Genomic DNA, 26568 nt, shown 5'->3' with positions numbered 1-26568 from the left:
GCTAGCATCATCAGACACCCCGGGGAAGCGGCCAGCGTCGCGCGCTATTGGTCGATGATCCGGCTGCCGGGATGATGTTTGTCGAGATGCTTTATGATGATCCGCAGATTGCGGGTGTTCGACCGGAACATGAAATCAAAGGCATCGCCGACCAGGGGCACGGCGCCCAGCGCCGTATCGATTCCCAAATTGCCCATCATCCGGGCGATTTTCCATTTTGGCATGCCCAGATTGCGCGCTTCCCAGATCAGATAGGCGCCCATGACAGCGGTGATGACATCGCCGATGACCGGAACCAGCCCGACAATGGCGTCAAGGCCGATGGGACGGTTGATCCCCGGGATGACAAAGCTGCGCTCCAATATCATTTCCAGCATTTCGACCCGTTTCCGCAGGGCGGCGGGATTGGTCCGGTCGGCAACGATCGCGTCGAAAATGGCGTCGGGATCTACTTTTGAAGGGGCCATAGGGGGTCCTTTCCAAGCGCCCGGAAGCGAGCGCGTTGCTGCTATTTGGGGGGCGCAACCAATCGATTCAACGGGTGCTGCGAATGGGCATTGGCGCGCAGTCCCGTCAGCCGCTGGCTTGTAACCGACCAGCGGAGCGGGGTCGCCAACGGAATGAAGGGAGCATAGCGTTCGAGGATTTTCTCGGCCTGCGCCATTTGCTCTGCGCGTTGGGTCGGATCGGTGTTGAGCGTCGCTTGGTCGATCAGATTTTGCGCTTCGCGATTGCACAGCGTGTCCGGGCGGCACGAAAGACGGCGCAGGGCCCATATCGGATCGTCATGCGGGGCCACTTCATCGATGAGTTTGAGGTCGGCTTTCTCTTTCATCGACACGCGTACACACTCAATCCCGACCTGTGCGAAATCGGCAGCGATATAGGCGAAAAGGATACGCCCGCCGGGCAAGTCGGGCACGGCAATCTTCAGCGGAGCTATATCGCGTCCGGCGCGCCGCCAGGCATCCACCACCCGCTTGGCCTGCGCGATGCGCGAAGCATCGTCATATTCGGCCCATCCGGGAAGCAAAGGCGGGCCGTTGTCATCGCGAAGGTGATGAACCGGGCGAAGCGTCACCTGTGTGTTCCACTCCGACAGGCCGAAGGCGCCGATCACCCGCTGGCGACGGATCAGGCGGACAAGCGCGTCTCGATTATTGTCCGTTGCCAGAAAACCCTCTGCCTGGACAAAGGCCAGGCCGAACAGCCCTGGCGCAGGATCGACCACTAGGCGCGCCCTCCCGATGTTCGATGCAACATAATAAGGGAGCGTGGAAAAACGGCCCCCCAGCACGCCGTCGGCATAACCATTTTTGAACCGGGCCAACGCGCGCGGCGCATCGGTACCAATCAGCTCGATTGCAGCGGCCGGATTGCGCGCCGCGGCTTCGGCGACTTCCGGGTCCTCAGCCAAGGGGTCGGGGGCAGGGGACAGCAGCATCGCGCGCCCGATTTTGTGGGCGCGCATCGGCCCCCATCCGCCACCTTTGCGAACAATGGCCATTGAGGGCTGCGCCAGCAGTTCCAGCAGCTCGGGCTGCGGCACCAGCAATCGGATTTCGACGACGCTTTCGGTCATCGCCCGGATCGCCTCTATTTCCGGGAAATCATCTTTCAGCGGATGGCGACTGTTTGGCCCCACATAGGATCGCAAAATTCCCGCTACATCCTTGGCCAGAACCTTTTTTCCATCGGTCCAGCGCGCCTCGCGAATACGGAAAATATAGCTGCGGCCATCTTTGGTAACGGTCCAGCGTTCGGCAAGCCCGGGCTCGATCTGGCCGTCGCCATCATAAGCCACCAATCCTTGCGAGGTGGCATCAAGCAGGGCGACGTTGGGCGCCGACAACTCGCCATTAATGGGATTGGCGGCGGGATTAAGCGGCCCGATCGCGGCGACACGCACGGGTCCCTGCTCGCCAAACAGGCCGCAACTGGCTGTGGAAAAAAGCAGCATCGCGGCCGCCGCGCGCGTCGCCAGGCTTTTTCCTGCGCCTGTGCGGCTCGTTTCTGCCGTCATTTCCATCCTTTCGTCATGCGCCGATGGCATGCAGCATAGCGAGCCGGGCGCGCTACGGGAACCGGTGCCGCGCGGCTTTGGGGCAAAGACCGTGTCGCGTTTCTTGTGCCGCTTATATTGGAGAAATCTGGTGCGGACGGCGGGACTCGAACCCGCACACCCATATGGATAGCAGATTTTAAGTCTGCTGCGTCTACCGGTTCCGCCACGTCCGCGCACCGCGCACGGGAAAGCCGATGGCGCGCGTCAGGTCAAGTGATGTTTGCGGCTTTTACTTGTCATATCGTGCCCCTACATAGGGTGGCATGGAAATGGTCCTCGACATTGCCGGGCTCGGCAAAGAGTATAAAAGCGGCCACCGGGCGCTTTCGGACGTCAATCTCAGCATAGCCAAAGGGGAGATTTTTGCTCTCCTTGGCCCCAATGGGGCGGGCAAGACGACGCTGATCAGCATTATCTGCGGCATTGTTACTCCCAGCAGTGGGACGGTGACCGTCGGCGGCCACGATCATCAGCGGGACTATCGCGCGGCGCGGGCGATGATCGGACTGGTGCCGCAGGAGCTGCACACCGACGCCTTTGAAAAGGTCATCACCACCGTGACCTTTTCGCGCGGCCTGTTCGGCAAGCCGCGCGACCCCGCCTTTATCGAGCAATTGCTGCGCGACCTCTCCCTGTGGGACAAGCGCGATGCCAAGATCATGGAATTATCGGGGGGAATGAAGCGCCGGGTGATGATCGCCAAGGCGCTCAGCCATGAACCGGAAGTCTTGTTTCTTGACGAGCCCACGGCCGGAGTCGATGTCGAGCTGCGCCGCGACATGTGGAACATGGTGCGAGGGCTGCGCGAACGCGGCGTCACCGTCATCCTCACTACCCATTATATCGAAGAGGCCGAGGAAATGGCCGATCGCGTGGGCGTGATCAGCAAGGGCCGCCTGATCCTGGTCGAAGAGAAACATGCGCTGATCAAGAAATTGGGACGTAAAACGCTGACACTCAATCTCGCCGAACCTCTGGCGGCTATCCCGCAAGGCTTGTCCGACTGGACACTCGAACTGGCGGGGGAGGGGCATGAGCTTGTCTATGAATTCGACAGCCAGGCAGAAGCGACAGGTGTGCCCTCGCTGCTGCGCCGGATGAGCGATCTTGGCATTGCTTTTAAAGACCTCAACACGCGGCAAAGTTCGCTGGAGGATATTTTCGTCGGACTTGTCCGCGACCGCACTGACGCGCAGGAGCAGGCGCAATGATCGGCAATATGCGCGGCATTCGCGCCATCTATATGTTCGAAATGGCCCGCTTTGGCCGGACCTTCTGGACCAGCCTGATGTTGCCGGTGATTACGACCGCGCTTTATTTCGTGGTCTTTGGTTCAGCGATCGGCAGCCGGATGACCGAGGTGAACGCCATATCCTATGGCGCCTTCATCGTGCCGGGCCTGATGATGCTCACCATGTTCACCGAAAGCATCAGTAATGCGAGTTTCGGCATCTATATGCCCAAATGGACGGGCACGATCTACGAAATGCTCTCGGCGCCCATGTCGCCGCTGGAGTTGCTGATCGCTTATGTCGGCGCGGCGGCGACCAAATCGGTGATCATCGGAACGATCATCTTCGCAACCGCCCACCTGTTCGTCGATGTTCAGGTCGCGCATCCCGCGTTGATGGTGGGATTCATGCTTTTGATGGCGGTGACCTTCTGCCTCTTCGGCTTCATCATCGGCATTTGGGCGCAAAGTTTCGAACAGCTTCAGGTCATACCCATGCTGGTCGTCTATCCGCTGACATTTCTTGGCGGCGCCTTCTATTCGCTCGATATGCTGCCCAAGGCTTGGCAGACGGTGACCTTGTTCAACCCCGTCGTCTATCTGATCAGCGGGTTTCGCTGGACTTTCTTCGGGCAAGGCGATGTCGGCATCGGGGTGAGCATGGCCGCGGTCAGCTTTTTCTTCCTGCTTTGCCTGGCAGTGATTTTCTGGATGTTCCGTACCGGATACCGCCTCAAAAACTGATTGGGCTTAACCCTCTCCCCACATTTCCTGGAAGGGAAATGCAGCAAAGCGATCTTCGGCACGAAAGCCAAAGATCGCTTTGCTGTGTGGCCATGGCCGTAACGAAGAATTAGTCGTTCAAGCGCTCGCGCATTTCCTTGCCGGGCTTAAAATAGGGCACTTTTTTGGCCTCGACGGCCACCGGCTCGCCCGTGCGGGGGTTGCGGCCCGTGCGTGATTCGCGGGCGCGAGTCGAAAAAGCGCCAAAGCCACGCAACTCCACGCGCCCCCCAGCGGCCAGTTGCTCGACAATGGAATCAAAGAAAGTATCGACTATGCGTTCGACTTCATCGAGACGCAAGTCGCTGTTCTCGTTGGCGATCTTTTGAACCAGTTCGGACCGGATCATATACTTCCCCTTGTGACACATCGCGCGCGCCCTCCCGACACTCTTGAAACCGGAGTGCTGCGGCACGGATGCGTAAGGCCCCCTCCCAACGCAAAGCCAAGATTATCATGAAACAAGGGGGCGTCAAAATATATCGCCCAAAGCAAAAGGCCCGCAGAGGGACACTCTGCGGGCCTTTCATTATTTGGCGTGAAAGAAAGATTAGTCCTTCTTGCCAGCCTTCAGCGCTTCGCCAAGGATGTCGCCGAGCGAGGCGCCCGAGTCCGACGAACCATATTGGGCGACAGCCTGCTTCTCTTCGGCGATCTGCATCGCCTTGACCGAGAAGTTCGGCTTTTTCGAACGGTCGAAGCCAACAACCATCGCGTCGAACTTCTGCCCGACCTGGAAGCGCTCGGGGCGCTGCTCGTCACGGTCGCGGCCAAGGTCGGCGCGCTTGATGAAGCCGGTGGCGCCATCGTCGCCAGCCTGCACTTCAAGGCCATTGTCGCGCACTTCAAGAACGGTGACGGTCACGACGTCATTCTTCTTGAGCGATCCGGCAGCGGCGCCGGCGCCCACGGCAGGCGCACCCTTTTCAAGCTGCTTGATGCCAAGGCTGATGCGTTCCTTCTCGACATCGACGTCGAGAACGACGACCTGCACCTGCTCGCCCTTGCGGTGGAGGTGCAGCGCTTCTTCGCCCGAAATGCCCCAGGCGATGTCCGACATGTGGACCATGCCATCGACGTCGCCGGGCAGGCCGACGAACAGGCCGAATTCGGTCGCATTCTTGACTTCGCCTTCGACGACGCTGCCAATGGGATGCGCATCGGCAAAGGCGCCCCAGGGGTTCGACTGCGCCTGCTTGAGGCCCAGCGAAATACGACGCTTTTCGCTGTCGACTTCGAGGACGAGCACTTCGACTTCCTGGCTGGTCGAAACGATCTTGCCGGGGTGAACATTCTTCTTGACCCACGACATTTCGCTGACGTGGACCAGGCCTTCGATGCCGGGTTCGAGTTCGACGAACGCGCCATAGTCGGTGATGTTGGTGACCGTGCCCGAAAGCTTGGCGCCAACCGGATATTTGGCGGCGACGCCTTCCCAGGGATCGGCTTCCAGCTGCTTCATGCCAAGGCTGATGCGCTGCGTGTCGCGGTTGATGCGGATGATCTGCACCTTGACCGTGTCGCCGATGTTGATGATTTCGCTCGGGTGATTGACGCGCTTGTAGCTCATGTCGGTGACATGGAGCAGGCCGTCGATGCCGCCGAGGTCGACGAAGGCGCCATAGTCGGTGATATTCTTCACCGCGCCTTCGATGATCTGGCCCTCTTCGAGGTTCTGGATCAGGCCCGAACGCTGTTCAGCGCGCGTTTCTTCCAGAATGGCGCGGCGCGACACGACGATATTGCCGCGGCGACGGTCCATTTTCAGGATCTGGAAGGGCTGCGGCAGGTCCATCAGCGGGCCGACGTCGCGCACGGGGCGGATATCGACCTGGCTGCCGGGAAGGAAGGCCACGGCGCCGCCGAGATCGACGGTGAAGCCGCCCTTGACGCGGCCGAAGATAACGCCTTCGACGCGGGCTTCCTTGGTAAATTCTTCTTCAAGGCGGTCCCACGCAGCTTCGCGGCGCGCACGGTCGCGCGACAGCATGGTTTCGCCATTGGCATTTTCGACACGGTCGACATAAACTTCGACTTCGTCACCGATCTTCAGATCGGCCTTCTGGCCCGGCATGGCGAATTCGCGAAGCGCAACGCGGCCTTCGCTCTTCAGGCCAATGTCGATCACTGCCATGTCATTTTCGATGCCGGTTACGGTGCCCTTGACAACGCGGCCTTCAAAGCCGCCGTCGGCGCCGCCCAGCGATTCATCGAGCATCGCGGCGAAATCGTCGCGCGTCGGAAAAGCCGTAGAGGCCATAAACTACATTCCTTACTTCATTTGTTCCGGCCAAGCGGTTGGTTCCGCTGGTCTTTTGGCCGATCCGTCCTGCCAGCCGAATGCTCGGCAAGACATCCTTCGAACAAGGCCGGGATCAAGGCGTGGGCAAAGCAAAAAGGGCGCGACGGGTGCATCCCCATCACGCCCGACGCTCGATTATAGGGAGCGACGGTCTGACCGTGCCTCGACCGGCAATGCCCGTCGGACCGCGCGCGTATAGGCGGAAAAGCAGGCATCAGCAAGGAAAAAGGCGGGTGCGGCCCGGAGGGGGAGAGGAAGGATTCGCGCAGAGGCCCAGAGCAGAGGGGGGGCGGGAAGTTTCGCGCGGAGACGCGGAGACGCGGAGAGAGAGCGCGCCTGCCGCGAAGCGGCTTTCTTTCTCGCCTCCGCGTCTCCGCGTGAATTCAATCCCTCTGCGCTCTCTGCGCCTCGGCGCGAATTCCTCTTCAGCCCGGTGTCGCCAATTTCCCTTCGACGAACGCGATGGCGGCGGCGATGGCGGCGGCGCGGTCCATGCGGCTGGTGTCGAGTAGCATGGCATCCTCGGCACGGATCAGCGGCGCATCGGCGCGGCCCATGTCGCGGGCATCGCGCGCCCGGATATCGGCGAGCACTTCTTCATAGCCGAGCGAAATGCCGCGCTCGACCATTTCGCCATGGCGCCGCCGCGCGCGTTCTTCGGCCGTGGCGGTCACGAACAGCTTGGCATCGGCATGGGGAGCGATCACTGTGCCGATGTCACGACCGTCGAGCACCGCGCCCCCCGGCTGATTGGCGAAATCGCGCTGGCGCTGCAGCAGGGCGGAGCGCACTTCGGGGTGAATGGAGACGCGGCTGGCGAGGCCCCCGCTGCTTTCATGGCGCAGCGCCGGATTCTCCAGAAGCGTATCGGGGAAGTCACAGGCGGCGAGGGCGTCCGCCGCCCGATCGGGGTCGCCGCCGCGCTGCTGGGTCTGAAAACCGACCGCGCGGTAAAGCAGCCCCGTATCGAGCACCGGCAAGCCGAAATGCCGTCCCAGCGCCTGGGCAATCGTCCCCTTGCCCGACGCAGTGGGGCCGTCAACGGCGATAATCATTGTGCGCTCCTCGCCCGGCGTTGCCGCCAACCGCGCACCAGGCCCCAGATGGCAATACTCCCCCAGGCGATTTCAAGCAGGAAGGAGGCGAGGTTGAAGTGAACCATCAGCGACACGAGCAGCAGCAGCGCGCCGGCGAGGTTGACGCCGTTGAACAGGATCGGATTGGGCTTCGTCGCCATATTGATATAGGCATAGGCCGCAAGGACGCAGGCCGTCCCGCACAGGCCGATGGCATTGGCGACGGGGCTCGACAGGTCGATCATGCGTCGGCTTCCCCGCTCAGCGACTGAAGCAGCGCCTCGAAATTGGGAAAGCTCGTCGATATGGGAGCGATATCGTCAATCTCGACGGCTTCCTTGCTGACCAGCCCGGCGATGGCAAAGCTCATGCAGATGCGATGATCGAGATGGCCTGCAACGCTGGCGCCGCCGGGAAGCGGCTCGCCCCCCGTGCCGTCGATGATCAGCCCGTCGGGGGTCTCTTCGACCCGCGCGCCAATGGCTTGCAGGCCGGTCGCCATGACGGCGATGCGGTCGCTTTCCTTGACGCGCAATTCATCGAGCCCGCTGGTCACCGTCCGCCCCTTCGCGAGCGCCGCGGCGACGAAAAGGATCGGAAATTCGTCGATCATGCTGGGGGCGATGGCGGGGTCTACCTCTACGCCCGTCAGCATGCTGTGCCGCACGTGCAGATCGGCGACGGGTTCGCCGCCCACTTCGCGTTCGTTGAGCAGGCTGATATCGCCGCCCATATCGCGCAGCAGGTGGATCAGCCCGGCGCGGGTCGGGTTGATGCCGACATTGGCGATCAGAATATCCGACCCCGGCACCAGCAGCGCGGCGACGATGAAAAAGGCCGCCGAAGAAGGGTCGCCCGGCACGACGATATTTTGCGGGGTAAAATCAGCCTCGCCGCGCAGGCGGATGTAACGGGTGCCCTCGCTGTCCGTTTCCACCGACAGATCCGCGCCGAAACCGCGCAGCATCCGCTCGCTATGGTCGCGTGTCGGTACCGGCTCGATCACTTCGGTGATGCCGGGCGTGTTGAGCCCGGCGAGCAGCACCGCGCTTTTCACCTGTGCCGAGGCCATGGGCAGGCGATAGGAGAGGGGGACGGCGGGCAAAATGCCGCGCACCATCAGCGGCAACGTCTGGCTGCCGCCCGCGCCGGGGGTGGCGCGGATATCGGCGCCCATTTGCGACAGGGGGTCGATCACCCGGCCCATGGGGCGGCCCGACAGGCTGGCGTCGCCCACGAACGTGCAGGTGATCGGATGACTCGCGACCAGCCCCATCAGAAGCCGCGTTGACGTCCCGCTATTGCCCATGTCGAGCGCAGCGCGCGGCTGGAGCAGTCCGCCGACCCCGACGCCGTCGATCCGCCACGCGCCGTCCTCGCTGCGTTCGATCTGCGCGCCCATCGCGCGCATTGCGTCGGCGGTGGCGAGCACATCATGCCCTTCCAGCAGGCCGGTCACCCGGCTGGTTCCGACGGCGAGCGCAGAGAACATGAGCGCGCGATGCGATATACTCTTGTCGCCCGGAATGGTAATTTCGCCCTTGAGCGGCGGGGATGCCGAAAAGCGGCGCGGTGTTGCGGTCTGATCTGTCATGGCGTGCGGCTTTTGACAGCGGCCCGACAATCTGGCAAGGCGCACGCCGATTTGACGGGCAGCAATAGCTATGCTGCTCTTTTCAAGAAATTTATATCCCCTTTCAAGGATTTATGAGGCACATATGGTAAAGGCTGAGTGGGGCGCCAAGCGGAGCTGCCCGAAATGCGCCACCCGATTCTATGATTTGACCAAGGATGATCCGGTCACCTGCATCAATTGCGGTCATGCCTGGATCCCGGAATCGGTCCTGAAATCAAAGCAACCCATTCCTTTTGAAGAGGCTGAGAAGCCCGGAAAGGCGAAGGAAGAGGTCGCGGATGACGATCTGGATCTTGACGTCGATGTCGATGAAGATAGCGATTCGCCCGACAATGACGTCGACCTTGGCGGCGACGACGATCTTGGCGTGACCAAGGCGGACGACGACGACGACGAAAGCTGAGTTTTTCGGCAAGGGGACAAAAAAGCGTCACAAGACGCATTTGCCCCCTTGCATCGGACGCCCGCGCTGGTAAAGGCGGCGTCCCGATCGCATCACCCAGACGCGATCGGCTTGAAAATGGCATGGGGCCTTAGCTCAGCTGGGAGAGCGCTACAATGGCATTGTAGAGGTCAGCGGTTCGATCCCGCTAGGCTCCACCATTTTCTCCTTGGCGCGGTATAGCGCTCCTCATGGCATATTAGAGGTCAGCGGTTCGATCCCGCTAGCGGTTTCGTCATCCCGGACTTGATCCGGGATCCATCTGCGCCGCATCGCCCTCTTGTCCGGGCAAAGAAAAAGGGCGGGAACAGCGTCCCGCCCTTCGCGTTCGTCATGGGGCCGCTGTTTAGAAGCGATAGCCGACAGCGACGACGCCCTGATGGCGCGAAACCTTCAGGCCGGTATCGATGCCTTCATATTCAAAGCTGCCATAGTCAGAATAGCGATATTCCGCGCGCGCAAACATCGTTCCGCTGACATATTCAGCGCCGGCGCCAAGGCGAAAGCCGTCCACATTTTCCGAAATGGATGCAGCGTCCGTGCCATCGTCATAGCGCATCTTGATGCTGGCATTGGCATAGCCGCCCTTGGCATAGACGAGCATGTTCGCCGAGACCGGAACGCCCAGGCGAGCGCCGACATAGAGGTCGCGGCCCGCGCTGATCGAGGCTTCGTCGCCGGGGGTTTCAATGTCGCGCGCCGAATATTTCGCCGTCGAATCAGCATATTCGGCTTCGACGCCGACGAGGGCGCCGCCCGCGTCGAAATCATATCCCGCGACCACGCCATAGCCGAGGCCGCCCTTTGAATCGCTCTCGCCATCGACCTTGAAGGACAGGCTGTCATAGCCGACGAGCGCACCAAGTTTGAAGCCACCCATTCCTTCGGCTTCCTGCGCAAATGCCGGGGTAGCCATGAGCGACGCGGCAATTGCTGCAAATGCTAATTTCTTCACCTTACTCTCCTCTATAGTGAGCGACGCGCTCGAACGCGCCGATAGCGGCGAATAATTTCTTATCAACTCAAATTTATATGGGTCATAGAAAAATTCTTAACTGTGGCGACAAGGCAACAATGCTTGCCGGAAAGAATATTCAAGGAGAGCGATATTATGCCTACTTGATGGATTCGCGATGGGGCACCCGATGCAAAGTAAATCGGCATGGTTTCAGAGCGGTTTCCTCCGCGCCCTGTCGATTGCCGGGACAGCCCGTCCCCTTGGCGGGCTTGACCCTGTAGCGGCTACAGGCGTTAAATCGGCGCCCGCACCATTTGCGGAAAGGGCGGGATCATGGACGATTTGCTGTTGAAAAGGGCGGTTGCGGCGGAGCGGAGCCGCTTTGTTGCGGCGGCGGGGACTGGCGATCCGGCTGGAGCCTGGCGCGCGCTCGAGCGCGCGCATATCCTGTCGCAGCCGCTGTTGATTCCGCATCTGCGTGTCCATGGCTGGATGCTGATTTATGCCCTTCGACTGGGCGACATCCGGGAAGTCGCGGGACAAGCCTTGCGGTTGGCGCTGGCGCCGCTGGGCGCGGTGACGGGGCGCACACCAGCCGGGAACAACGGACGGGCGCGGGTCAGCGCTTTCGCACCCATGGCTGTTCCGCCCGATATCCAGGCGATACTCGCCCGGGCGCTGGGCGCTGAGGGGAGGCTAGGACGGGAATGACCCTTTGGTCCGCGGTCCAATACTTCCATTTTCGGGCGCGTTAGGCGACGAACGGTGCCCTGACCGGGCCGAAAAGCGGATCATATTAATCAGTGAGACGTTTCGCTGGCGCCATGATCATGCCGCACGGTACGATCCCGGAAGGAGGAAGACATGCCTTTTCTTAAGAAAACCGCCGCCATTCTCGCTGCCACTAGCGTGGTGACAGCCCCCGTTGCCGCTTTGGCGGCCCCAGTCGCCGCGCAGGGCGTGGATATCTCGTCCGCAAGCGATCAAAGCGAATTGAGCGGAAATGCAAGCTGGATTATCGGTCTGATCGGCCTGATCGGCGGCGTAACGGCCATGGTTCTGGCGGCCGATGACAATGATGACGATCCGGTCAGCCCCTGATCAACCGCCCTGGTGATCGAATAATATAAAGGCCGCCGCATTGGCGGCCTTTTCTTTGGCGGCGCGTCTCAGTGTTTCCGCGTCAGACGGCCGTTTCCATTTCCGACCGCGCGGTGCTTTCGCTGCCCGGATCAAAGACCGGCTCCATGCGAATGGGGTCGGCGAGGGTGATGCGGTCGAGGATGGCGGCGGTGTCGTCGCGCACCTTCAGCATCAGGCTGCGCATCCGGCATTCGGATTCGGGCAGGCAATTTTTGCAATGTTCATGCGCGTTGCGGCTCGCGCAGGGAACGAGCGCGAGCGAGCCGCGCGTCAGCCGGACGAGGTCGCCATAGCTGATATCGACCGGGGGCAGCGCAAGCTGATAGCCGCCATCGCGGCCGCGCTGCGAAATCAGCAATCCTTCGCGCGCCATTTCCGACAGGATGACGGTCAGAAATTTGGGAGGGATATTCTGTGCCTCGGCAATATCGGCAAGCTGCACCTGCCCCTTGCCCCAATGGTCGGCAAGATGCTGGAACGCCCGGATGGTGTAGCGAGTCTTTTGCGAAAGCATGACGGGGCCTAGTGAGCCATAAATTTGCTTAATTCAACCTGTCTGGATGAGATTTCCCCGGCTGTGACCGAAAAAGCGCATGTCGCCACTCATAGCGGCCTTGGGGGAGAGCCGTTGCAAAATGCAACCAGTGCATTAATCTCGGTCCCACAAGGGAGAGCCAGACGATGAACGACATGTCGCATCCGCGCGCCAAATTCCGCGCCATGACCGAGGGAACGCAGCAGGACTGGGATATTATCGCCGCCGAGCAAAGGCAGTTCGCGCCCGACAATGGCGCGCGCATATTGGCGCATCTCAAGCTGCTCGCGGGCGATTATGGCGGCTTTCCGGTCGATCGGCTGACGCATTGCCTGCAAACCGCCACGCGCGCGCATCGCGACGGGCGCGATGAGGAATATGTCGTCATGGCGCTGCTCCACGATATTGGCGACACGCTGGGCGCTTATAATCACCCCGATATTGCCGCCGCGATCCTCAAACCCTTTTTGTCAGAGGAAAATCACTGGATCGTGCAGCATCACGGCATTTTTCAGGGCCATTATTTCTTTCATTATATCGGCCTCAACCGCGACATGCGCGAGGAATATAGGGATCATCCCTATTATCAGGCGTGCGTCGATTTCTGCGAAAAATATGACCAGCCGGCTTTTGACCCCGACTATGACACGCTGCCGCTCGAATTTTTCGAGCCGATGGTGATGCGCCTGTGCGCCAAGCCCAAGCAGAGCATCTACAAGAAGGTGATGGCCGAGGCGGAATAGTCGGCCTGCCTGTCCTTGCGGGAAGCCAGCGGACGGGAGATTGCTGCGCCCGGCTTTGCCGGGCTCGCAATGACGGTCGGGATAGAAGGAGAGGGCGCGTCAGGCGCCCTTGAACGCCGCCTTGCGCTTCTGGACAAAGGCCATGACGCCTTCGACCGCATCGGCGCTGTTGCCGGCGATATATTGCCCCTTGGCTTCGGCATCGAGCGTGTCGGCATAGCTTTGCGACAGGCCGTCGCGCAAAATCTTGCGCATCGTGCCGAGCGCCAGTGTCGGCCCCTGCGCGAGCCGCTGCGCCAGCGCGCGCGCTCCGTCCATCAGCGCGTCGTCCGCGACGCTTTTATAGATCATGCCCCATTCGGCGGCCTGATCGGCGCCGATTTTTTCGCCCAGCATCATCATCTGCAAGGCGCGCGGCACGCCGACGAGGCGCGGCAGCAGCCAGGAGGAGCCGCCATCGGGCACCAGTCCGATATTGACGAATGCCTGCAGAAAATAGGCGCTTTTGCCTGCAAGGGTGAAGTCGCCCGACAGGGCAAAGCTGCACCCCACGCCCGCCGCCGGGCCATTGACCGCGGTGACGACCGGAATGTCGAGATTGGCGAGCGCGAGCAGCATCGGATTATAATGGCTCCGCAACGCCTTGCGGCTGTTCGCGCCGCCGCCCGTGGCCGATGCGCTGCGGTCGCCGCCCAGATCGGCGCCCGAACAGAAGCCGCGCCCTTCGCCAGTGATCAGCAGCGCGCGCGCGCCGAGCACGCCCATCCAGTCGAGCGCGGCGCGAATTTCGTCGGCCATGGCGGGGGGCATCGAATTGAGCCGGTCGGGCCGGTTGAGCGTGATGGTCGCAACATTGTCGGCGCATTCGAGCTTGATCATCTCAAAGCTGGGCAGGTCGGTCATGGGGAAGACATCCTCTCTGGTCTTGCTCTTTGGTTTTGGATGGCGCGGACAAGCCTTACCTTTACGTTCACGTAAACTTGTGACCGATTTGACGTCCCGGCGCAAGGGGGGAGAGGGGGGCTATTCCTCCCCGCCCATCCATTGCAGGCGGAGCGGCCCATCGGGGTGATCAAGCCGGAAAGCATCGCCCATGCGCTGCACGCAGCTTGTCCCGTCAAAATCCATAATACCCATATGATTGGGGGTAAGGCGCACGTGCAGCCGTCCACCGTCACTTTCATCGAGCAGGAAGCGCGGCGCGGTTACATCATGGACGGGCTCGCGCACCTCGACCCAGCGCGGGGTGCGCGTCTCTTCGGCAGGCAGCATCCAGCCATCGGTCTGGGTATAGCCGTGGATTGGTTCGCCTTCGTCAAAGCCGATTACGAAATCGATACCGGCAATTCCCGTTCCGCGCGGCCAGCTGGCGAAGATGGTGGGGATGCGGCCATCGACGGCGACCGGCGCCACCCGGCTGAACAGCGGCGGTATCGGTTTTGGCTCGGTGATCAGGCAAAAGGCCTCGCCGCGCTTTTCCCAGCGCCCCTCGGCGCGCTGGTCGAGTGCCCCGGCGACGAGCCTGTAGAAGAAATGCCCTTCGGCCGCGATCCGCAGCCCGCCGCCAACATCGGGACCATCGGCAATGCGGTAATCGCCAAAGGGAGGCAGGCCCTCCTCTAACGCGTCTTCGCGAGCATCATCGACGACCACCGCGCGCCCGCTCGCGTCGGTGCCGGGCTTCGCTCCTGCCGCCGTCGGGACAGCGAGGAGCGCGGAAAGGGCGAGGGGAAAAAGCGGGAATCGCATCGGCCTATCTAGGGCTTTTACGGGCCGTGCCGCCACCCCCCGGTTAACTTGTCCTGCCTCGATCTGGTTCAGCTTTGGCGTACACAAGAGTTGATAATGAAAGTGACTCGCATTAGTGGGGTCGGCGACTCGAACGGGGCGTCGGGGCTCCGTCATCCAAAAGGGCTTTTATGAAATTCACCAAATTCGCTTTGCTGGCCTGTTCCGCGCTTTGTGTATCGCCCGCCTTTGCCGCCGCTGCCGACGACGTTGCAGCCGATGCCGCAGCCGATGCCGGTGCAGAGGGCGATACGATTGTGGTCACTGGCTATGCCGGGACCAAGACCGACACGGCGCTCACCGAATTGCCGCAACCGGTCAAGGTCGTGACCGCCGAGCAATATGAAGCGCAAGGCGCGATCAGCATCAGCGATACGGTTAAATATGCCGCAGGCGTTGTGGCCAGCCCCTATGGCCGCGACACGCGCGTCAACAGCTTCAGCGTGCGCGGGCTGGAGGCGCTCCAGTTTCGCGACGGTATGCGCGATATCTTCAGCTATTATGCCTCGATCACTGCGGACCCCTATAATTTCTCGCGCGTAGAGGTCGTGCGCGGCCCGGCATCGGTGCTGTTCGGGCAAGGGTCGATCGGCGGCATCATCAACCTCGTCAGCAAGACGCCCGAATTTACGACGCAGGGCGAAATGAGCCTTGTCTATGGCAGCCATGACCGCAAGGAAGTGCTCGGCGACATCAACCTCGCCGCCTCGGACAATCTGGCGGTCCGCCTTGTCGGCCGTGCGCGCGATGCCGACACCTATGTCGATCATGTGCCCGACGACCGGGTGATGATCGCGCCCTCGATCCGCTGGCAGCCGACCCCCGATACCGATGTGGTCCTCTCCGGCCTCTATCAGGAGGATGATACCGGCTCGACCTCGCAATTCCTGCCGATCATCGGCACCTTCCGCCCCAACCCTGTCGCGGGCGAGCAGCTTGGCCGCTATCCCTTTGTCGGCAAGCCCGGCTGGGACCGTTATGATGGCCGTCTGCTCCAGGGCGGCGGGTCGGTGACGCACCGTTTTTCCGAAGCCGTGCAGCTCAGCCTCAAGGCGCGCTATATCGACAGCGACCTTGAGTATAAGACCCATTATGCCGACAGCTATTCGAACCCGCAGGATCCCTTTTCGGTCTATGGGACCGATGGCCGGACGATCGGCTTGATCGCGAGCGCCAGCGATGCGCGGATGAATGTGTTTTCGACCGACAATAATCTGCAGATCGATTTCAACACCGGCGTCAATATCGAGCACAAGCTGCTCGTCGGGCTCGATTATAGCTGGAACAAGGTGCAGAAGCGGCAGGTGCGCGGCTTCGAGATTGTCGACCTGTACGACATCGACGGCGATGCACTGCAATCCTATGAACCGAGCGGCCCCTTTGCGGTGGAAAGCCAGAAGCAATTGGGCCTCTATGTCCAGGACCAGATCCGCTTTTTCGACCGCGTCTCGGTCGTGCTGGGCGCCCGGCGTGACCGGGTGACCGGATCGTCGGGGCAAAAGGATAATGCCACCACTTTCCGCGCGGGCATCATCGGCGAAATTGGCGCGGGCCTTTCCCCCTTCTTCAGCTACACTGAAAGCTTCCTGCCGGTGGCAGGGCGGATCGACAATGGTGACGGCAGCTTCGGCGACCCCTATGTCCCGCAGACCGGCACCCAGTTTGAAGCCGGGGTGAAGTGGCAGCCGGCGCCCAACACCCTCGTCACCGCCACGGCCTTCAAGATCAAGGAGCGCAACCGCGTCCTTTACCTTCCCGGCGGCGGCACCACCCAGTCGGGCGTACTCGACACCAAGGGGGTCGAGCTTGAGGCGAGCCACACGCTGCCCGAGAATTTCGAGCTGCTCGCCAATTATGGCTATTCCAAGCTGGAATCGGAAAGCGACACCAGCCTCAACTATATGCCGCGCCACACCGCTTCGCTCTGGTCGATCAAAAGCTTTGGTACGGCGGGCGGCGCGCAGCTCCGCCTTGGCGCGGGGGTCGTCTATAGCGGCAAAAGCGTATCGACGAGCCCCGTCTGGTCGATCACCACCCCGGCGCGCACCACGGTCGATGCGCTGGCGGAGATCAGCTGGAACAATTGGCGCTTTGCGGTCAACGCCACCAACTTGTTCGACAATGACTATTACGCCTCCTGCCTTGCTCGCGGCGACTGCTTTGTCGGCGCGCCGCGCAATGTGATGGGCACATTGGGCTATCGCTTCTGATGGACGGCGGGGCGATGCTGGTTGCGGCGGGAAGTATCGCCAGCGCTGGCGGCGTGGCCTTGCTGCGCCGCGCGTGGAACTTGCCGCGCCGCAAGGCAACAGCGAACGGGCTGGCCTGGGCGCTGCTCTTCGCGGGCGTGCTGATCGCGGGGGCGGGGCAGGGGGCCTGGGGCGTTGCCATCGCCTCGCTCGCCGCCATGACGCTCGCCGCGGTCTTCCTTGGGCAGGCGGCGTGGACCGCCCCGGCGGGACGCGTGCCGGCCGCCTCGCAGCGGCGGGTACACATGCTGCCGGAGGGGCAGGAGCCGCTACGCCTTGGCGCGCGCCTGATGACCTTTGTGATCAGCGTTCCGCTTGCCTTTCTTGCCGCCACCTTTGCGGCTTTTGCGCTGCGCGCCGGGGCCGGAGCGCTCGGCTGGGCGGACGCCGATGCCAATGTGCTGGCTTTCATGGCGGTGCCGATCTTCTGGGCGCTGCTCGCCACGATCCTGTTGCTTGAAACACGCCGGATGCGGCAATGGGTCTGGCTCGCGCTTCCCCTGATCGGGGGAACGGCGGCTACGCTGGCGGGGGGAAGTTTATGAGTTTCACTATCGACAAGCAGCTCGTCCAGCGGGCGCTGTCAGGGCATGCCGCCATCGGCTTGCTCGCGGGGGCGTTGCTTTATCTGATCAGCGTTACCGGCGTCCTGCTCGTCTTTTATGACGAGTGGCAGCGGGTCGAACAGCCTGCCGCGCCCGAAATGAGCGCGGTGGCGCCCGAAGCGGTCGCGCGCGCCGCCGCGGAAATGCTGGCGCGCGAACAAAAAGCAGGAACGCCGCCGACCACCCATCTTTATGTGCATTTGCCGACCGGCGACCTGCCGCGCACCACCGTAATCACCGACACGCAGGCCGCCCACGCCGATGCGAGCGGGCGGCTTGTGGTCAGCGAGCAGAATGCCTGGGCCGATTTCCTGCTGCATCTCCATTACCGGCTCCACCTGCCCTCGACGTTGGGGATCACCATTGTCGGGGCGCTGGGGGTGATGATGGTGGCGCTGGCGCTGTCGGGCGTGCTCGCGCATCCGCGTATTTTCCGCGATGCCTTTCGTTTGCGCGCGCGCAGCAATGGCGGGGTCGGGATCGCCGACTGGCACAACCGGCTGGGGGTGTGGACCTTGCCCTTTGCCATCGCCATTGCGCTGACCGGCGCGGTGATCGGCCTTGGCTCGGTTGTCAGCTATGGCCTGGCCGAAGGCTTTTACAAGGGCGAGATAGAGCGGGTTTACACCCCCATTTTCGGCAAGGATGCCGAAGTGGACCCCGCCAGGGCGCCCTTGCCCGACATCGCCGCAGCGCTCCGCACGATGGAGGCGCGCTTTCCCGGCGTTCATCCCTATTATGTCATCGTGCATGACCCCGAAACGCGCGGACAGATGGTGCAGATTATCGCCGAACATCCGCGGCGGCTGATCTATGGCGAAAATTATTATTTCGACGATACCGGACGCTTTACCGGCAGCGCGGGGCTGGCCGATGGCAAGCTCGGGCAACAGCTTGCCGCTTCCAACTATCATCTGCATTTCGGCAATTATGGCGGGCTGCCGGTCAAGATCGTCTATGCGCTGCTGGGCCTTGCGCTCTGCGTCGTGACCGCGACGGGCATGTCGATCTGGCTCGGCAAGCGCGAGCGGCGCGGGGTGCTCCAACCGCGGCTGCGCGGCTGGTGGGACGGCGTCGTGTGGGGCACGCCGACGGTGCTGGCGCTCTGCTTTGTCGCCCGCATCGTGCTGGGCAATGCGGCGCCGCTGACGGCCATTTTCTGGATCGGGCTTGGGCTGCTGCTCCTTGCAGCGACCGTTGCGGCGCGGTGGCGGCCGGTCAAGCCGATGCTGCAACGCGCCTGCTGGCTTTCGGCGCTCGCAGCGTTCATCGCCGGGCTGGCTGCCTTCATCGTCTGAGCCAGCCTCTTCCCAGCCAGCCCCGGGCCTGCTACGCGCCCGCGCCATGTCCAACGCTCGTCCCGACCGCCGCACCTTCGCCATCATCTCGCACCCCGACGCGGGTAAAACGACGCTGACCGAGAAATTGCTCGTCGCGGGCGGCGCCATTCATATGGCGGGCGAGGTCAAGGCGCGCGGGCAGGCGCGGCGCGCGCGATCGGACTGGATGAAGATCGAGCAGCAGCGCGGCATCTCGGTCACCTCCTCGGTTATGACCTTCGATCATGCCGGGCTGACCTTCAACCTGCTCGATACGCCGGGGCACGAGGATTTCAGCGAGGATACCTATCGCACGCTGACCGCGGTCGACAGCGCGGTTATGGTGATCGACGCCGCCAAGGGCATCGAGCCGCAGACGCTCAAATTGTTCGAAGTTTGCCGCCTGCGCTCGGTGCCGATCATCACCTTCATCAACAAGGTCGATCGCGAAGGGCAGGCGCCTTTCGCACTGCTCGACGAAGTTGCCGACCGGCTCGCGCTCGATGTGTGCCCGATGAACTGGCCCGTCGGCATGGGCGGGACGTTTTCGGGCCTCTACGATCTCGTGAATCCTTCGCTGGCGCTGCCGGGCAAGGAAGCCTCGCGCGCTTTTGAGGGCGAGCGCCTCGCGCTGTCGGGCCATGACGACCCCCGCCTCGCCGCCGCGGTCGATACCCGCGCGCTCGAACAGTTTAACGAAGAGGTCGAACTGGCCGGGGCGGGCTATGCCCCCTTTGACGCCGCCGCCTATCGCGGCGGGGACCTCACCCCCGTTTATTTCGGATCGGCGCTCAAGGAGTTCGGCGTTGAAGAGCTGCTGAACGCGCTCGCCGTCCATGCGCCGGGGCCGCAGCCGCAGCCGGCCGAGCCTGCGCCGGTCGACCCCGATGACACCGCCGTCACCGGCTTTGTGTTCAAGGTGCAGGCGAATATGAACCCCGCCCACCGCGACCGCATTGCCTTCATGCGGCTTTGCTCGGGCAAATTCACGCGCGGCATGCGGCTGACGCAGGGCGGGACGGGCAAGGCGATTGCGATCAGCCGCCCGATGCTCTTCCTCGCGCAGGACCGCGAAATGGCCGAAGAAGCCTGGCCGGGCGATATCATCGGCATTCCAAACCATGGCACGCTGCGCGTTGGCGATACATTATCCGAACGCAGCGATGTCACCATCACCGGCCTTCCCAATTTCGCGCCCGAAATTTTGCGCCGCGTCGCGCTCGTCGACCCGACCCAGACCAAAAAGCTTCGCAAAGCGCTCGACGATATGGCGGAGGAGGGGATTATCCAGGTCTTCTACCCCGAAATCGGCGCGAACATGATCGTCGGCGTCGTCGGCCAGCTTCAGCTCGACGTGCTCATCAGCCGGCTGGAGGCCGAATATAAGGTGGAAGCCAAGCTGGAGGCCTCCCCCTGGGACACGGCGCGCTGGATTGCGAGCGACGACGCGGCGGCGCTCAAGCAATTTCAGGCCGATAATCGCGGCGCGAGCGCGACCGACCGCGACGGCGCGCCCGTCTTCATGGCCAAGGATGCGTGGGAAGTCGGCTATGTCACCCAGCGCCACCCTGGGATCCGCTTCACTGCCACCAAGGAACGCGTCTTCGCAGGCGAGGGCTGACCGCCCACCAATCCACCGTCGCCCCCGCGAAGGCGGGGGCCGCCATCGCCCTTCCGCGTCCTGTGCTATGTCGGTCCCGGCCTTCGCGGCGACGCCACAGCCCTCAAATCAAGCTCAGCAGGTCGCCCGCCGCATCTTCTGCTGGCGCCTCCGCTTCCTGCCGCTCGGCCGCGCCCTCGAACTTGCTCAGCGTAACGCCGAGCAGCCGCACCCCCTGCTCAACGGGCAGCAGCGGTGCCAGAATGGCCTGTGCCGCCGCGAGCAACGCCGCGCCATCCTCAATGGGTCGCGGAAAAGATCGGGCGCGGGTGATGGTGCGAAAATCGGCATAGCGCAGCTTCAGCGTCACCGTGCGTCCGCGCGCGCCCTTTTTGGCGGCGCGATCCCAGACCACGGTGCAGACATGCGCCAGCGCTTCCTCAATTTCTCCGTCGCTGACCAGATCGTTGAAAAAGGTCCGCTCGCCGCCCAGCGATTTCAGCGGGCGGTGCGATTTGACCCGGCGGTGGTCGATCCCGCGCGCCAGATTATACAGCCATTCGGCGCTGTTGCCGAAATGCCGGGCCAGCCACGTCCTATCCTTTGCCGCGAGGTCGGCGCCCGAATAAATGCCCAGCCCCTCCATCTTTGCCGCGGTTACCGGACCAATGCCGTGAAAGCGCCGGATCGACAGCGTCTGGACAAAGGCAGCCCCCTTGCCGGGGGGAATGACGGTCAGCCCGTCGGGCTTATTCTGGTCCGACGCCAGTTTGGCGATGAATTTATTATAGGAAACGCCGGCAGAGGCGGTCAGCCCGGTTTCGGCGCGGATGCGCGCGCGAATTTCGCGCGCCGTCGCCGTCGCGCTGCCCAATCCGGCCTTGTCGCTGCTGACATCCAGATAGGCTTCGTCGAGTGACAGCGGCTCGACCTCATCGGCATAGTCACGAAAAATGGCGCGGATCTGCTGCGAAATTTCGCGGTACACCTCGAAACGATGCGGCACGAAAATCAGATCGGGGCATTGGCGCTTTGCGGTGACGCTGGGCATGGCGGAACGCACGCCAAATTTGCGCGCTTCATAGGAAGCCGCCGCGACCACCCCCCGGCGCGAGGAACCGCCGACGGCCACGGGCTTGCCGCGCAGCGCCACATTGTCGCGCTGCTCGACCGAGGCAAAAAAGGCGTCCATGTCGACATGGATGATTTTGCGCACCGGGGCCTCGGGCGCGGGATCATCACCATCTTCGTTGCTGCTCACACGCCTCGCATATCATGTTCGCGCAATGTTCTCAATGCTGCGGCGACAGATATGCTTGACGAAGCCCCGCCAAAATGGCAATCGCCGCCACCTTGGATATGCGGGTATAGCATAGTGGTAATGCTCTAGCCTTCCAAGCTAGCTAGGCGGGTTCGATTCCCGCTACCCGCTCCAGAAGCCAATTTCAGGGCGTCTCACACCATTTACAAAACCGAAAAAATGGCGGTAATCTGCCATTTATCGGCTCGTCGCGTGTCATATTATCTCATGGCAGCGCCTCCAAAAAGGGGCCCCTATCGGGGACGATTTTTGCCGATCCTCCGCTCCAAATTGGAGTCGGCCAAATGGAGAGATCGTGATGCCACTAACCGATTCTGCCGTTCGCCATGCTCAGTCGCGCGACAAGCCCTACAAGATGGCCGACAGCGAAGGTCTTTATATCCACATCATGCCCAACGGCAGCAAGCATTGGAAAATGAAGTACCGATTCGATGGGCGCGAGAAGAAGCTGAGCTTCGGACCATATCCTCGCGTCTCCCTTCGCGATGCCCGCGTTCAGCGCGACGAGGCGCGCAACATGATTACCAAGGGCATCGATCCATCCTATGAGAAGAAGCGCAACAAGCTGCGTGCCCACGCCAGCGTTGAAAATACCTTCTCGGGCATCTCGCGAGAGTATTGCGACAAGCGCCGCCGCGATGGCGACAAGGCGTGGGCACCATCGACTGCGAGGCGATGCGAGTATCTGCTCAGCCTTCTCGATAACAGCATTGGAAAGATGCCGATCCAGGAGATTGAGCCGATCGATGTCTTGGCCGCTGTGCGGAAGATCGAAGCGCAGGGCAAACTCGAAAGTGCGCGACGCACGATGCAGTTAGCAGGGTCGGTCTTCCGCTATGCCGTCGCGACGGCGCGCTCACGATCCGACCCGACGCGGGATTTGCGCGGCGCGCTCATCAATCCGACCGTCACTCATTATGGAGCGATCACGGATGCAAGCCAGGTCGGGCCGCTTCTTCGTGCCATCGATGGCTACAAGAGCCAGGGAATGACGGACTGGGCTTTGAAATTGGCGCCGCACGTCTTCGTCCGCCCGGGGGAACTTCGCACGGCCCAGTGGGAAGAATTTGATCTTGATGCGCGTGTTTGGACCATCCCAGCCGAGAAGATGAAGATGCGCAAGCCGCATAACGTGCCGCTGTCCCGCCAATCCGTGGCGCTCCTTGAGCAAATCCGCGAGATCACCAAACCTTGGAGCTACATCTTTCCTTCCTTGTGGTCGAGGAAGCGACCGATGTCCGACAACACTATGAACGCCGCGCTGCGTCGGATGGGATATACCAGCAGCGAGATGACGGCCCACGGCTTCCGGGCCATGGCCAGTACGCTGCTAAATGAATCAGGGAAATGGTCCTACGACGCGATCGAGCGGGCGCTTGCCCACGGCGATAACAACCGCGTGCGAGCTGCATACCACCGCGGCGCTCATTGGGAGGAGCGCGTCGCCATGGCGCAATGGTGGTCTGATTATCTGGACGAGTTAAGAGCGGGAACGGGCGCTGACACTCGACAAATCATAAAAGCAGTAGAGCCTTGTACCGACCCTGGTTCGGTGCTGATCCGGCCGGAGAATGGTTGGCGTCGTTCCTCTAGGCGGCGGTAACGGTCGATCTCCATTTTTGAGACGCACTGGGCGACAGCAGAATGTCGGGTTAGGATTCACAGAATCGGTTAGTTGCCACTCGCGATTATGGCGGACGTAGGTTCCGCCATCAAAGAAGCTTGGGGGCACCATCGACTTTGATTAGGTCGCGATTGTCGCGCTTTTGAAACCCGCCGGACACTAACAACCGACGACCGATGAATAATTCCCCTCGCACAAGAAGGTCGTCGTAAATCGAAGGAACGAAGTAACATGTCACTTCACGCCCAAAACGGTTCCGAAGGATCAACGAGCGGCTTTTCTCAATCATGCCAACAATCACGCCAGTGATATCAACGGACTTGTCGCGAACGGATTTATAAGCAAAACGGATTTTTTCACCGACTTCACGATCAAGTTCGATGAAAACATCTTGTCCAGCTAGATAGGAAGACAGTTGAAGCTTTGAAACGTCGCCATGCTCACCGGGCACAATATCATTAATGTTATCAAACAATGAAAAATTATCCCGCGCAAAAGTCTTTGTGACTTTCCCCGCCATAGCTACATCAACAGTTCGCTCAACACTCTCAACAAACCGCGCGCCTTCCGCTTCAGCTTCAACCACAAGTTGATTGGGGTCCAGACCCTTTGTGCTGTTTCTACGACGAAGTCGGCCCACGTCAATCGACGGATGATCAATCGCAATTAGCAAACTAGCTAGCACAGGTTGACGCATCGGAAATGCTAGTAAATCTCCCGCTCTGCTCGCGCTAAGTGACGGCGGAACGAATGAACGGCGCACAACATCATATACGTTGGTTACGAGCGTCTTGAAAATATCCAACGGCATCAAACCGTCTTGCAACTCATCGCCAAAAAATTTGAACGCGAGCGGCGACGTAGATTGCACGACAGAATCAGGCGCGGTCTTAAAATTAGCGTATAGCGGAACGCCGCTACTCGGAAGAAGCGAGGCGAGTTGCGATATCTTCTTTCGCTCAAAACGCCGAACGTTTAGGTCAAGATCAACATCGAATATATAGCATTTGGACTGATTGAGCGCGCCCCGAATAGAAAGGCGACCACGCTTCAGGGCGTCAATTTCATCAGGTGTAACGCCCACGGCAACGAAGTAATCTCCATCGCTGTATTCATCAGACTTGTAAAAAAGAAAATCGTCAAGTCCAATGCTTTTTGTGAAGATGGCTGGCCCACCGAACTCATACAGCACGTCGTCTGGAACGAGCGTCCCAAACGGCCATGCGGTATTCCCGGTTGTCCAATCGGCCCACTTCATTTGCCGAACCCATGATTTGGAGGGAGCGCATACGCGAAACGCTCCTTGATGCTCACCCCGTCATAGCACCAAAACGTGTGATGTTCTGCTTGATTACCCGAAGGCGTATGCGCCAGCTTGCCGTCCTTCGAAGTCACATCGCCCTTGTAGATGTGCCACCGTGCGGCCCAGCCAAATGCCTCTTGCGCGTGACGGGCCGCAGTTTCGCTTATCCAGCACGAAATGCCCCATCCATCGCATCCTTTGCGGGCGGCGCGTTTTCGCCTACCTTCATTGGTGGAATAGGCGAACGGAACGAAGTCGTCGCCGTCCGGCGGCGTATGTTCGCAACCATGAAAGATTGTCGCATCAACGGCTTGCCCTAACGCCGGACAATTGGCGGGAAAGGTCGTCGGAAACGTCCCTGTAGCATCGTCTTTTTGATCGTTCTTAGTAGCGTTCCCCATACGAAGACCGTCAAATATACGAATATCGTAAAAAAGCTATAGTCATGTCGATGGCAGAAACCATGCCCACGGAGGGACGCGCTATGATGGCCAAACGCCACCGCGTGGGCAATAAATGTCAGTTTTACGCCAATTTATAGCGGCCTCCGCTTCGCCAGACAGAGTCCTCCTTGTTCAGCTAAGTCCGCTTTTGTGGGCGAGATTACGTGATCGCCTACGGCTGAAAACGGGAGTATTCCCGTTGTACGATCGAGAGCGGCCTCCAACGAGCGCGCACTCGCACTCACGCGATGTTGGCATGGACGCATCCGCACCGACCGCAGGACCATCCCGGCGACGGGCGATGTGACCTGAACCGGGCCGGCGTCCCGCGAAAGCGCGGCGGCGCGATTATTTCCCCGCGTGCTGCGCACGCTCCTCGCGGCCGTTTCGCTTCAAATAATCGCGCCGCCGCACTCCTCCGCTTGTGCTGCGGCCCCTTTGGGGTTCGCGGGGACCCTCACGCGCCGGCCCCTGGTCCGCCCATGCCGCAGGGATGGTCCCGCGGCTAATTCAAGGAGACGACCAATGGCAGCAATCGGTTTTGTGAACGGCACCATCGAAGCAGGCTTCGTGGGCCAGCTTAAAACCCTCTCGATCCGCGCAGGCATCGAAATCCGGACCAACCGCTCGAAGGCGGGCGACGTTCAGCCCGACTACCGGGTCTATTCCGAAGGCGTCGAAATCGGTGCGGGCTGGATCCGCGTCGGCCAAGCTTCGGGCGAACGCTATGTGTCGCTGAGCCTCGCGGCTCCCGAGTTCGGACCGCGCCGGCTTTATGCCAACCTCGGGCGCGCTGCCCGCCAGGATGGCGATGATGCCTATGCGCTGATCTGGAACCCCGCCGACTGAGCGGGCGACCGGCCCCGCACAGCTTCGGCGGCGCAGGGCTATCGCCATGCCTGGCAATCAGGCGGCGTCGCGGTCCTCGTCGCGCTCGAGGTCGGCGACGGTGAAGGTCATGGGGTTGCGGAGCCACAGCTCGACCTCGGACTCGCGCCAGCCGCAGCACCGCGCGGCGAGCTTGACCTGCTGCGGGAAGGTACCCGCGGCGATCTTGCGGTAGAGCGTCGCGCGGCTGAGCGCGGTTCGCTCGAGCACCGCGGGAAGGCGGAGATAGCGGACGGGAGCATGGGTTGGCATGGTGGGGTCCTTGTCGATTGGGGGCAGCGATGTCTGCGCTCGCGCGAACGCTCGCATGTCGGGCGGTCGCGTCAATCGGGTGAGACGCCTGGATTCCCCGTGGCGCGGCAAGGCGCCGCCTGGCGCTTCATAAACATCATCAGATCAAATCGCAGACGATGCGATTTGCGATGGCCGCGCCGCTCGCGGCGCGAATCATCTTCCCGGCTTTGGCGCGCAGATGGTCGCCGCTTCGCGGCGGCGCTTGGTGGTCCCGGCAAGG

27 protein-coding genes and 3 tRNA genes are annotated in these 26568 nt (G+C 61.6%); 14 read left to right on the top strand and 16 right to left on the bottom strand.

From position 1 onward, the window contains the following. Positions 1 to 44 precede the first annotated feature (44 nt). From JV18_RS0104030 to JV18_RS0104020, 3 genes are all read right to left on the bottom strand, one after another. Positions 45 to 467 (bottom strand): DUF4112 domain-containing protein, encoded by a 423-nt coding sequence (locus JV18_RS0104030; RefSeq protein ID WP_052071721.1) that lies wholly within the window; start codon positions 465 to 467, stop codon positions 45 to 47. A gap of 41 nt (positions 468 to 508) precedes the next feature. Beyond that, complete coding sequence (locus JV18_RS0104025; protein ID WP_033074927.1) at positions 509 to 2023, bottom strand: ABC transporter substrate-binding protein; 1515 nt, start codon at positions 2021 to 2023, stop codon at positions 509 to 511. Between the two features lie 128 nt (positions 2024 to 2151). Beyond that, positions 2152 to 2238: transfer RNA gene (locus JV18_RS0104020), tRNA-Leu, on the bottom strand. A gap of 90 nt (positions 2239 to 2328) precedes the next feature. On the opposite strand from JV18_RS0104020, the gene JV18_RS0104015 reads away from it, so the two are divergent. Further along, positions 2329 to 3276: an ABC transporter ATP-binding protein gene (locus JV18_RS0104015; RefSeq protein ID WP_033073503.1), complete on the top strand. Its 948-nt coding sequence runs from the start codon at positions 2329 to 2331 to the stop codon at positions 3274 to 3276. Then, positions 3273 to 4040: an ABC transporter permease gene (locus JV18_RS0104010; protein ID WP_033073502.1), complete on the top strand. Its 768-nt coding sequence runs from the start codon at positions 3273 to 3275 to the stop codon at positions 4038 to 4040. The genes JV18_RS0104015 and JV18_RS0104010 overlap by 4 nt, the downstream gene beginning before the upstream one ends. Positions 4041 to 4149: 109 nt before the next feature. Here the strand turns inward: JV18_RS0104010 and JV18_RS0104005 are convergent, their stop codons facing one another. The 5 genes from JV18_RS0104005 to aroA form a co-directional block, all read right to left on the bottom strand. After that, positions 4150 to 4449, bottom strand: coding sequence for an integration host factor subunit beta (locus JV18_RS0104005; RefSeq protein WP_160174159.1), 300 nt, complete (start codon positions 4447 to 4449; stop codon positions 4150 to 4152). 180 nt (positions 4450 to 4629) lie between these two features. Then, the gene (gene rpsA, locus JV18_RS0104000; RefSeq protein WP_033073500.1) at positions 4630 to 6339 is read right to left on the bottom strand and encodes a 30S ribosomal protein S1; all 1710 of its coding nucleotides are present in this window, start codon (positions 6337 to 6339) and stop codon (positions 4630 to 4632) included. Between the two features lie 467 nt (positions 6340 to 6806). Beyond that, entirely contained in the window at positions 6807 to 7436 is a 630-nt protein-coding gene (locus JV18_RS0103995) for a (d)CMP kinase (protein WP_033073499.1), read from the bottom strand. Beyond that, positions 7433 to 7702 (bottom strand): CBU_0592 family membrane protein, encoded by a 270-nt coding sequence (locus JV18_RS0103990; RefSeq protein ID WP_033073498.1) that lies wholly within the window; start codon positions 7700 to 7702, stop codon positions 7433 to 7435. Before JV18_RS0103990 ends, JV18_RS0103995 begins: the two co-directional genes overlap by 4 nt. Beyond that, positions 7699 to 9051 carry a 3-phosphoshikimate 1-carboxyvinyltransferase gene (gene aroA, locus JV18_RS0103985; RefSeq protein ID WP_033073497.1) on the bottom strand — a complete coding sequence of 451 codons (1353 nt, stop codon included), beginning with the start codon at positions 9049 to 9051 and terminating at the stop codon, positions 7699 to 7701. Before aroA ends, JV18_RS0103990 begins: the two co-directional genes overlap by 4 nt. 124 nt (positions 9052 to 9175) lie before the next feature. On the opposite strand from aroA, the gene JV18_RS0103980 reads away from it, so the two are divergent. Together JV18_RS0103980 and JV18_RS0103975 are read left to right on the top strand one after the other, a co-directional pair. Next, positions 9176 to 9496, top strand: coding sequence for an FYDLN acid domain-containing protein (locus tag JV18_RS0103980; protein WP_033074926.1), 321 nt, complete (start codon positions 9176 to 9178; stop codon positions 9494 to 9496). 124 nt (positions 9497 to 9620) lie between these two features. Beyond that, positions 9621 to 9696 (top strand) — tRNA-Ala (locus JV18_RS0103975). Between the two features lie 185 nt (positions 9697 to 9881). Here JV18_RS0103975 and JV18_RS0103970 read toward each other — a convergent pair. Then, a complete protein-coding gene (locus JV18_RS0103970) occupies positions 9882 to 10490 on the bottom strand; it encodes an outer membrane protein (RefSeq protein ID WP_033073496.1) in 609 nt (202 codons plus the stop codon). A 336-nt stretch (positions 10491 to 10826) separates the two neighbouring features. Here JV18_RS0103970 and JV18_RS0103965 point away from each other — a divergent pair, with 336 nt between their 5' ends. Both JV18_RS0103965 and JV18_RS0103960 read left to right on the top strand, forming a co-directional pair. Beyond that, positions 10827 to 11204 (top strand): DUF3703 domain-containing protein, encoded by a 378-nt coding sequence (locus tag JV18_RS0103965; RefSeq protein ID WP_033073495.1) that lies wholly within the window; start codon positions 10827 to 10829, stop codon positions 11202 to 11204. A gap of 153 nt (positions 11205 to 11357) precedes the next feature. Beyond that, positions 11358 to 11594: a hypothetical protein gene (locus JV18_RS0103960; RefSeq protein ID WP_033073494.1), complete on the top strand. Its 237-nt coding sequence runs from the start codon at positions 11358 to 11360 to the stop codon at positions 11592 to 11594. 82 nt (positions 11595 to 11676) lie between these two features. Here JV18_RS0103960 and JV18_RS0103955 read toward each other — a convergent pair whose 3' ends face one another. Next, positions 11677 to 12150, bottom strand: a complete 474-nt coding sequence (locus JV18_RS0103955) for an RrF2 family transcriptional regulator (RefSeq protein ID WP_033073493.1) — start codon at positions 12148 to 12150, stop codon at positions 11677 to 11679. Between the two features lie 167 nt (positions 12151 to 12317). On the opposite strand from JV18_RS0103955, the gene JV18_RS0103950 reads away from it, so the two are divergent. Continuing rightward, positions 12318 to 12914 (top strand): HD domain-containing protein, encoded by a 597-nt coding sequence (locus JV18_RS0103950; protein ID WP_033073492.1) that lies wholly within the window; start codon positions 12318 to 12320, stop codon positions 12912 to 12914. Positions 12915 to 13013: 99 nt separating this feature from the next. On the opposite strand, the gene JV18_RS0103945 is transcribed toward JV18_RS0103950, so the two are convergent. Together JV18_RS0103945 and JV18_RS0103940 are read right to left on the bottom strand one after the other, a co-directional pair. Then, complete coding sequence (locus JV18_RS0103945; RefSeq protein ID WP_033073491.1) at positions 13014 to 13817, bottom strand: enoyl-CoA hydratase-related protein; 804 nt, start codon at positions 13815 to 13817, stop codon at positions 13014 to 13016. 120 nt (positions 13818 to 13937) lie between these two features. Beyond that, positions 13938 to 14663 (bottom strand): hypothetical protein, encoded by a 726-nt coding sequence (locus JV18_RS0103940; RefSeq protein ID WP_033073490.1) that lies wholly within the window; start codon positions 14661 to 14663, stop codon positions 13938 to 13940. 170 nt (positions 14664 to 14833) lie between these two features. On the opposite strand from JV18_RS0103940, the gene JV18_RS0103935 reads away from it, so the two are divergent. From JV18_RS0103935 to JV18_RS0103920, 4 genes are read left to right on the top strand one after another with little or no spacing between them, the layout of a single operon-like run. Next, positions 14834 to 16912, top strand: a complete 2079-nt coding sequence (locus tag JV18_RS0103935; RefSeq protein WP_052071720.1) for a TonB-dependent siderophore receptor — start codon at positions 14834 to 14836, stop codon at positions 16910 to 16912. Next, positions 16912 to 17496 carry a hypothetical protein gene (locus JV18_RS0103930; RefSeq protein WP_052071719.1) on the top strand — a complete coding sequence of 195 codons (585 nt, stop codon included), beginning with the start codon at positions 16912 to 16914 and terminating at the stop codon, positions 17494 to 17496. The genes JV18_RS0103935 and JV18_RS0103930 overlap by 1 nt, the downstream gene beginning before the upstream one ends. Next, a complete protein-coding gene (locus JV18_RS0103925; RefSeq protein ID WP_052071718.1) occupies positions 17493 to 18854 on the top strand; it encodes a PepSY-associated TM helix domain-containing protein in 1362 nt (453 codons plus the stop codon). The genes JV18_RS0103930 and JV18_RS0103925 overlap by 4 nt, the downstream gene beginning before the upstream one ends. 46 nt (positions 18855 to 18900) lie before the next feature. Next, positions 18901 to 20496, top strand: coding sequence for a peptide chain release factor 3 (locus JV18_RS0103920; RefSeq protein ID WP_033073489.1), 1596 nt, complete (start codon positions 18901 to 18903; stop codon positions 20494 to 20496). 103 nt (positions 20497 to 20599) lie between these two features. Here JV18_RS0103920 and dinB read toward each other — a convergent pair whose 3' ends face one another. Further along, entirely contained in the window at positions 20600 to 21736 is a 1137-nt protein-coding gene (gene dinB / locus JV18_RS0103915; RefSeq protein WP_081944671.1) for a DNA polymerase IV, read from the bottom strand. Positions 21737 to 21836: 100 nt separating this feature from the next. Between dinB and JV18_RS0103910 the strand changes: the two genes are divergently transcribed. Then, positions 21837 to 21910: transfer RNA gene (locus tag JV18_RS0103910), tRNA-Gly, on the top strand. Positions 21911 to 22094: 184 nt separating this feature from the next. Further along, complete coding sequence (locus JV18_RS0103905; RefSeq protein WP_081944670.1) at positions 22095 to 23399, top strand: tyrosine-type recombinase/integrase; 1305 nt, start codon at positions 22095 to 22097, stop codon at positions 23397 to 23399. 109 nt (positions 23400 to 23508) lie between these two features. Here the strand turns inward: JV18_RS0103905 and JV18_RS0103900 are convergent, their stop codons facing one another. After that, positions 23509 to 24678, bottom strand: a complete 1170-nt coding sequence (locus tag JV18_RS0103900) for a hypothetical protein (protein WP_033073488.1) — start codon at positions 24676 to 24678, stop codon at positions 23509 to 23511. Next, a complete protein-coding gene (locus tag JV18_RS15165) occupies positions 24675 to 25124 on the bottom strand; it encodes a hypothetical protein (protein WP_144243859.1) in 450 nt (149 codons plus the stop codon). The genes JV18_RS0103900 and JV18_RS15165 overlap by 4 nt, the downstream gene beginning before the upstream one ends. Positions 25125 to 25691: 567 nt before the next feature. On the opposite strand from JV18_RS15165, the gene JV18_RS0103895 reads away from it, so the two are divergent. Continuing rightward, on the top strand, positions 25692 to 26015 hold the full coding sequence (locus JV18_RS0103895) for a DUF736 domain-containing protein (protein WP_033073487.1): 324 nt from the start codon (positions 25692 to 25694) through the stop codon (positions 26013 to 26015). A gap of 57 nt (positions 26016 to 26072) precedes the next feature. Here JV18_RS0103895 and JV18_RS0103890 read toward each other — a convergent pair whose 3' ends face one another. Beyond that, positions 26073 to 26306 carry a helix-turn-helix transcriptional regulator gene (locus tag JV18_RS0103890; RefSeq protein WP_033073486.1) on the bottom strand — a complete coding sequence of 78 codons (234 nt, stop codon included), beginning with the start codon at positions 26304 to 26306 and terminating at the stop codon, positions 26073 to 26075. Positions 26307 to 26568: the final 262 nt, after the last annotated feature.

Origin of the sequence: Sphingopyxis sp. MWB1 (assembly GCF_000763945.1) — a bacterium.
Taxonomy (GTDB): Bacteria; Pseudomonadota; Alphaproteobacteria; order Sphingomonadales; family Sphingomonadaceae; genus Sphingopyxis.
This window is presented reverse-complemented; position numbering and strand designations above follow the sequence as displayed.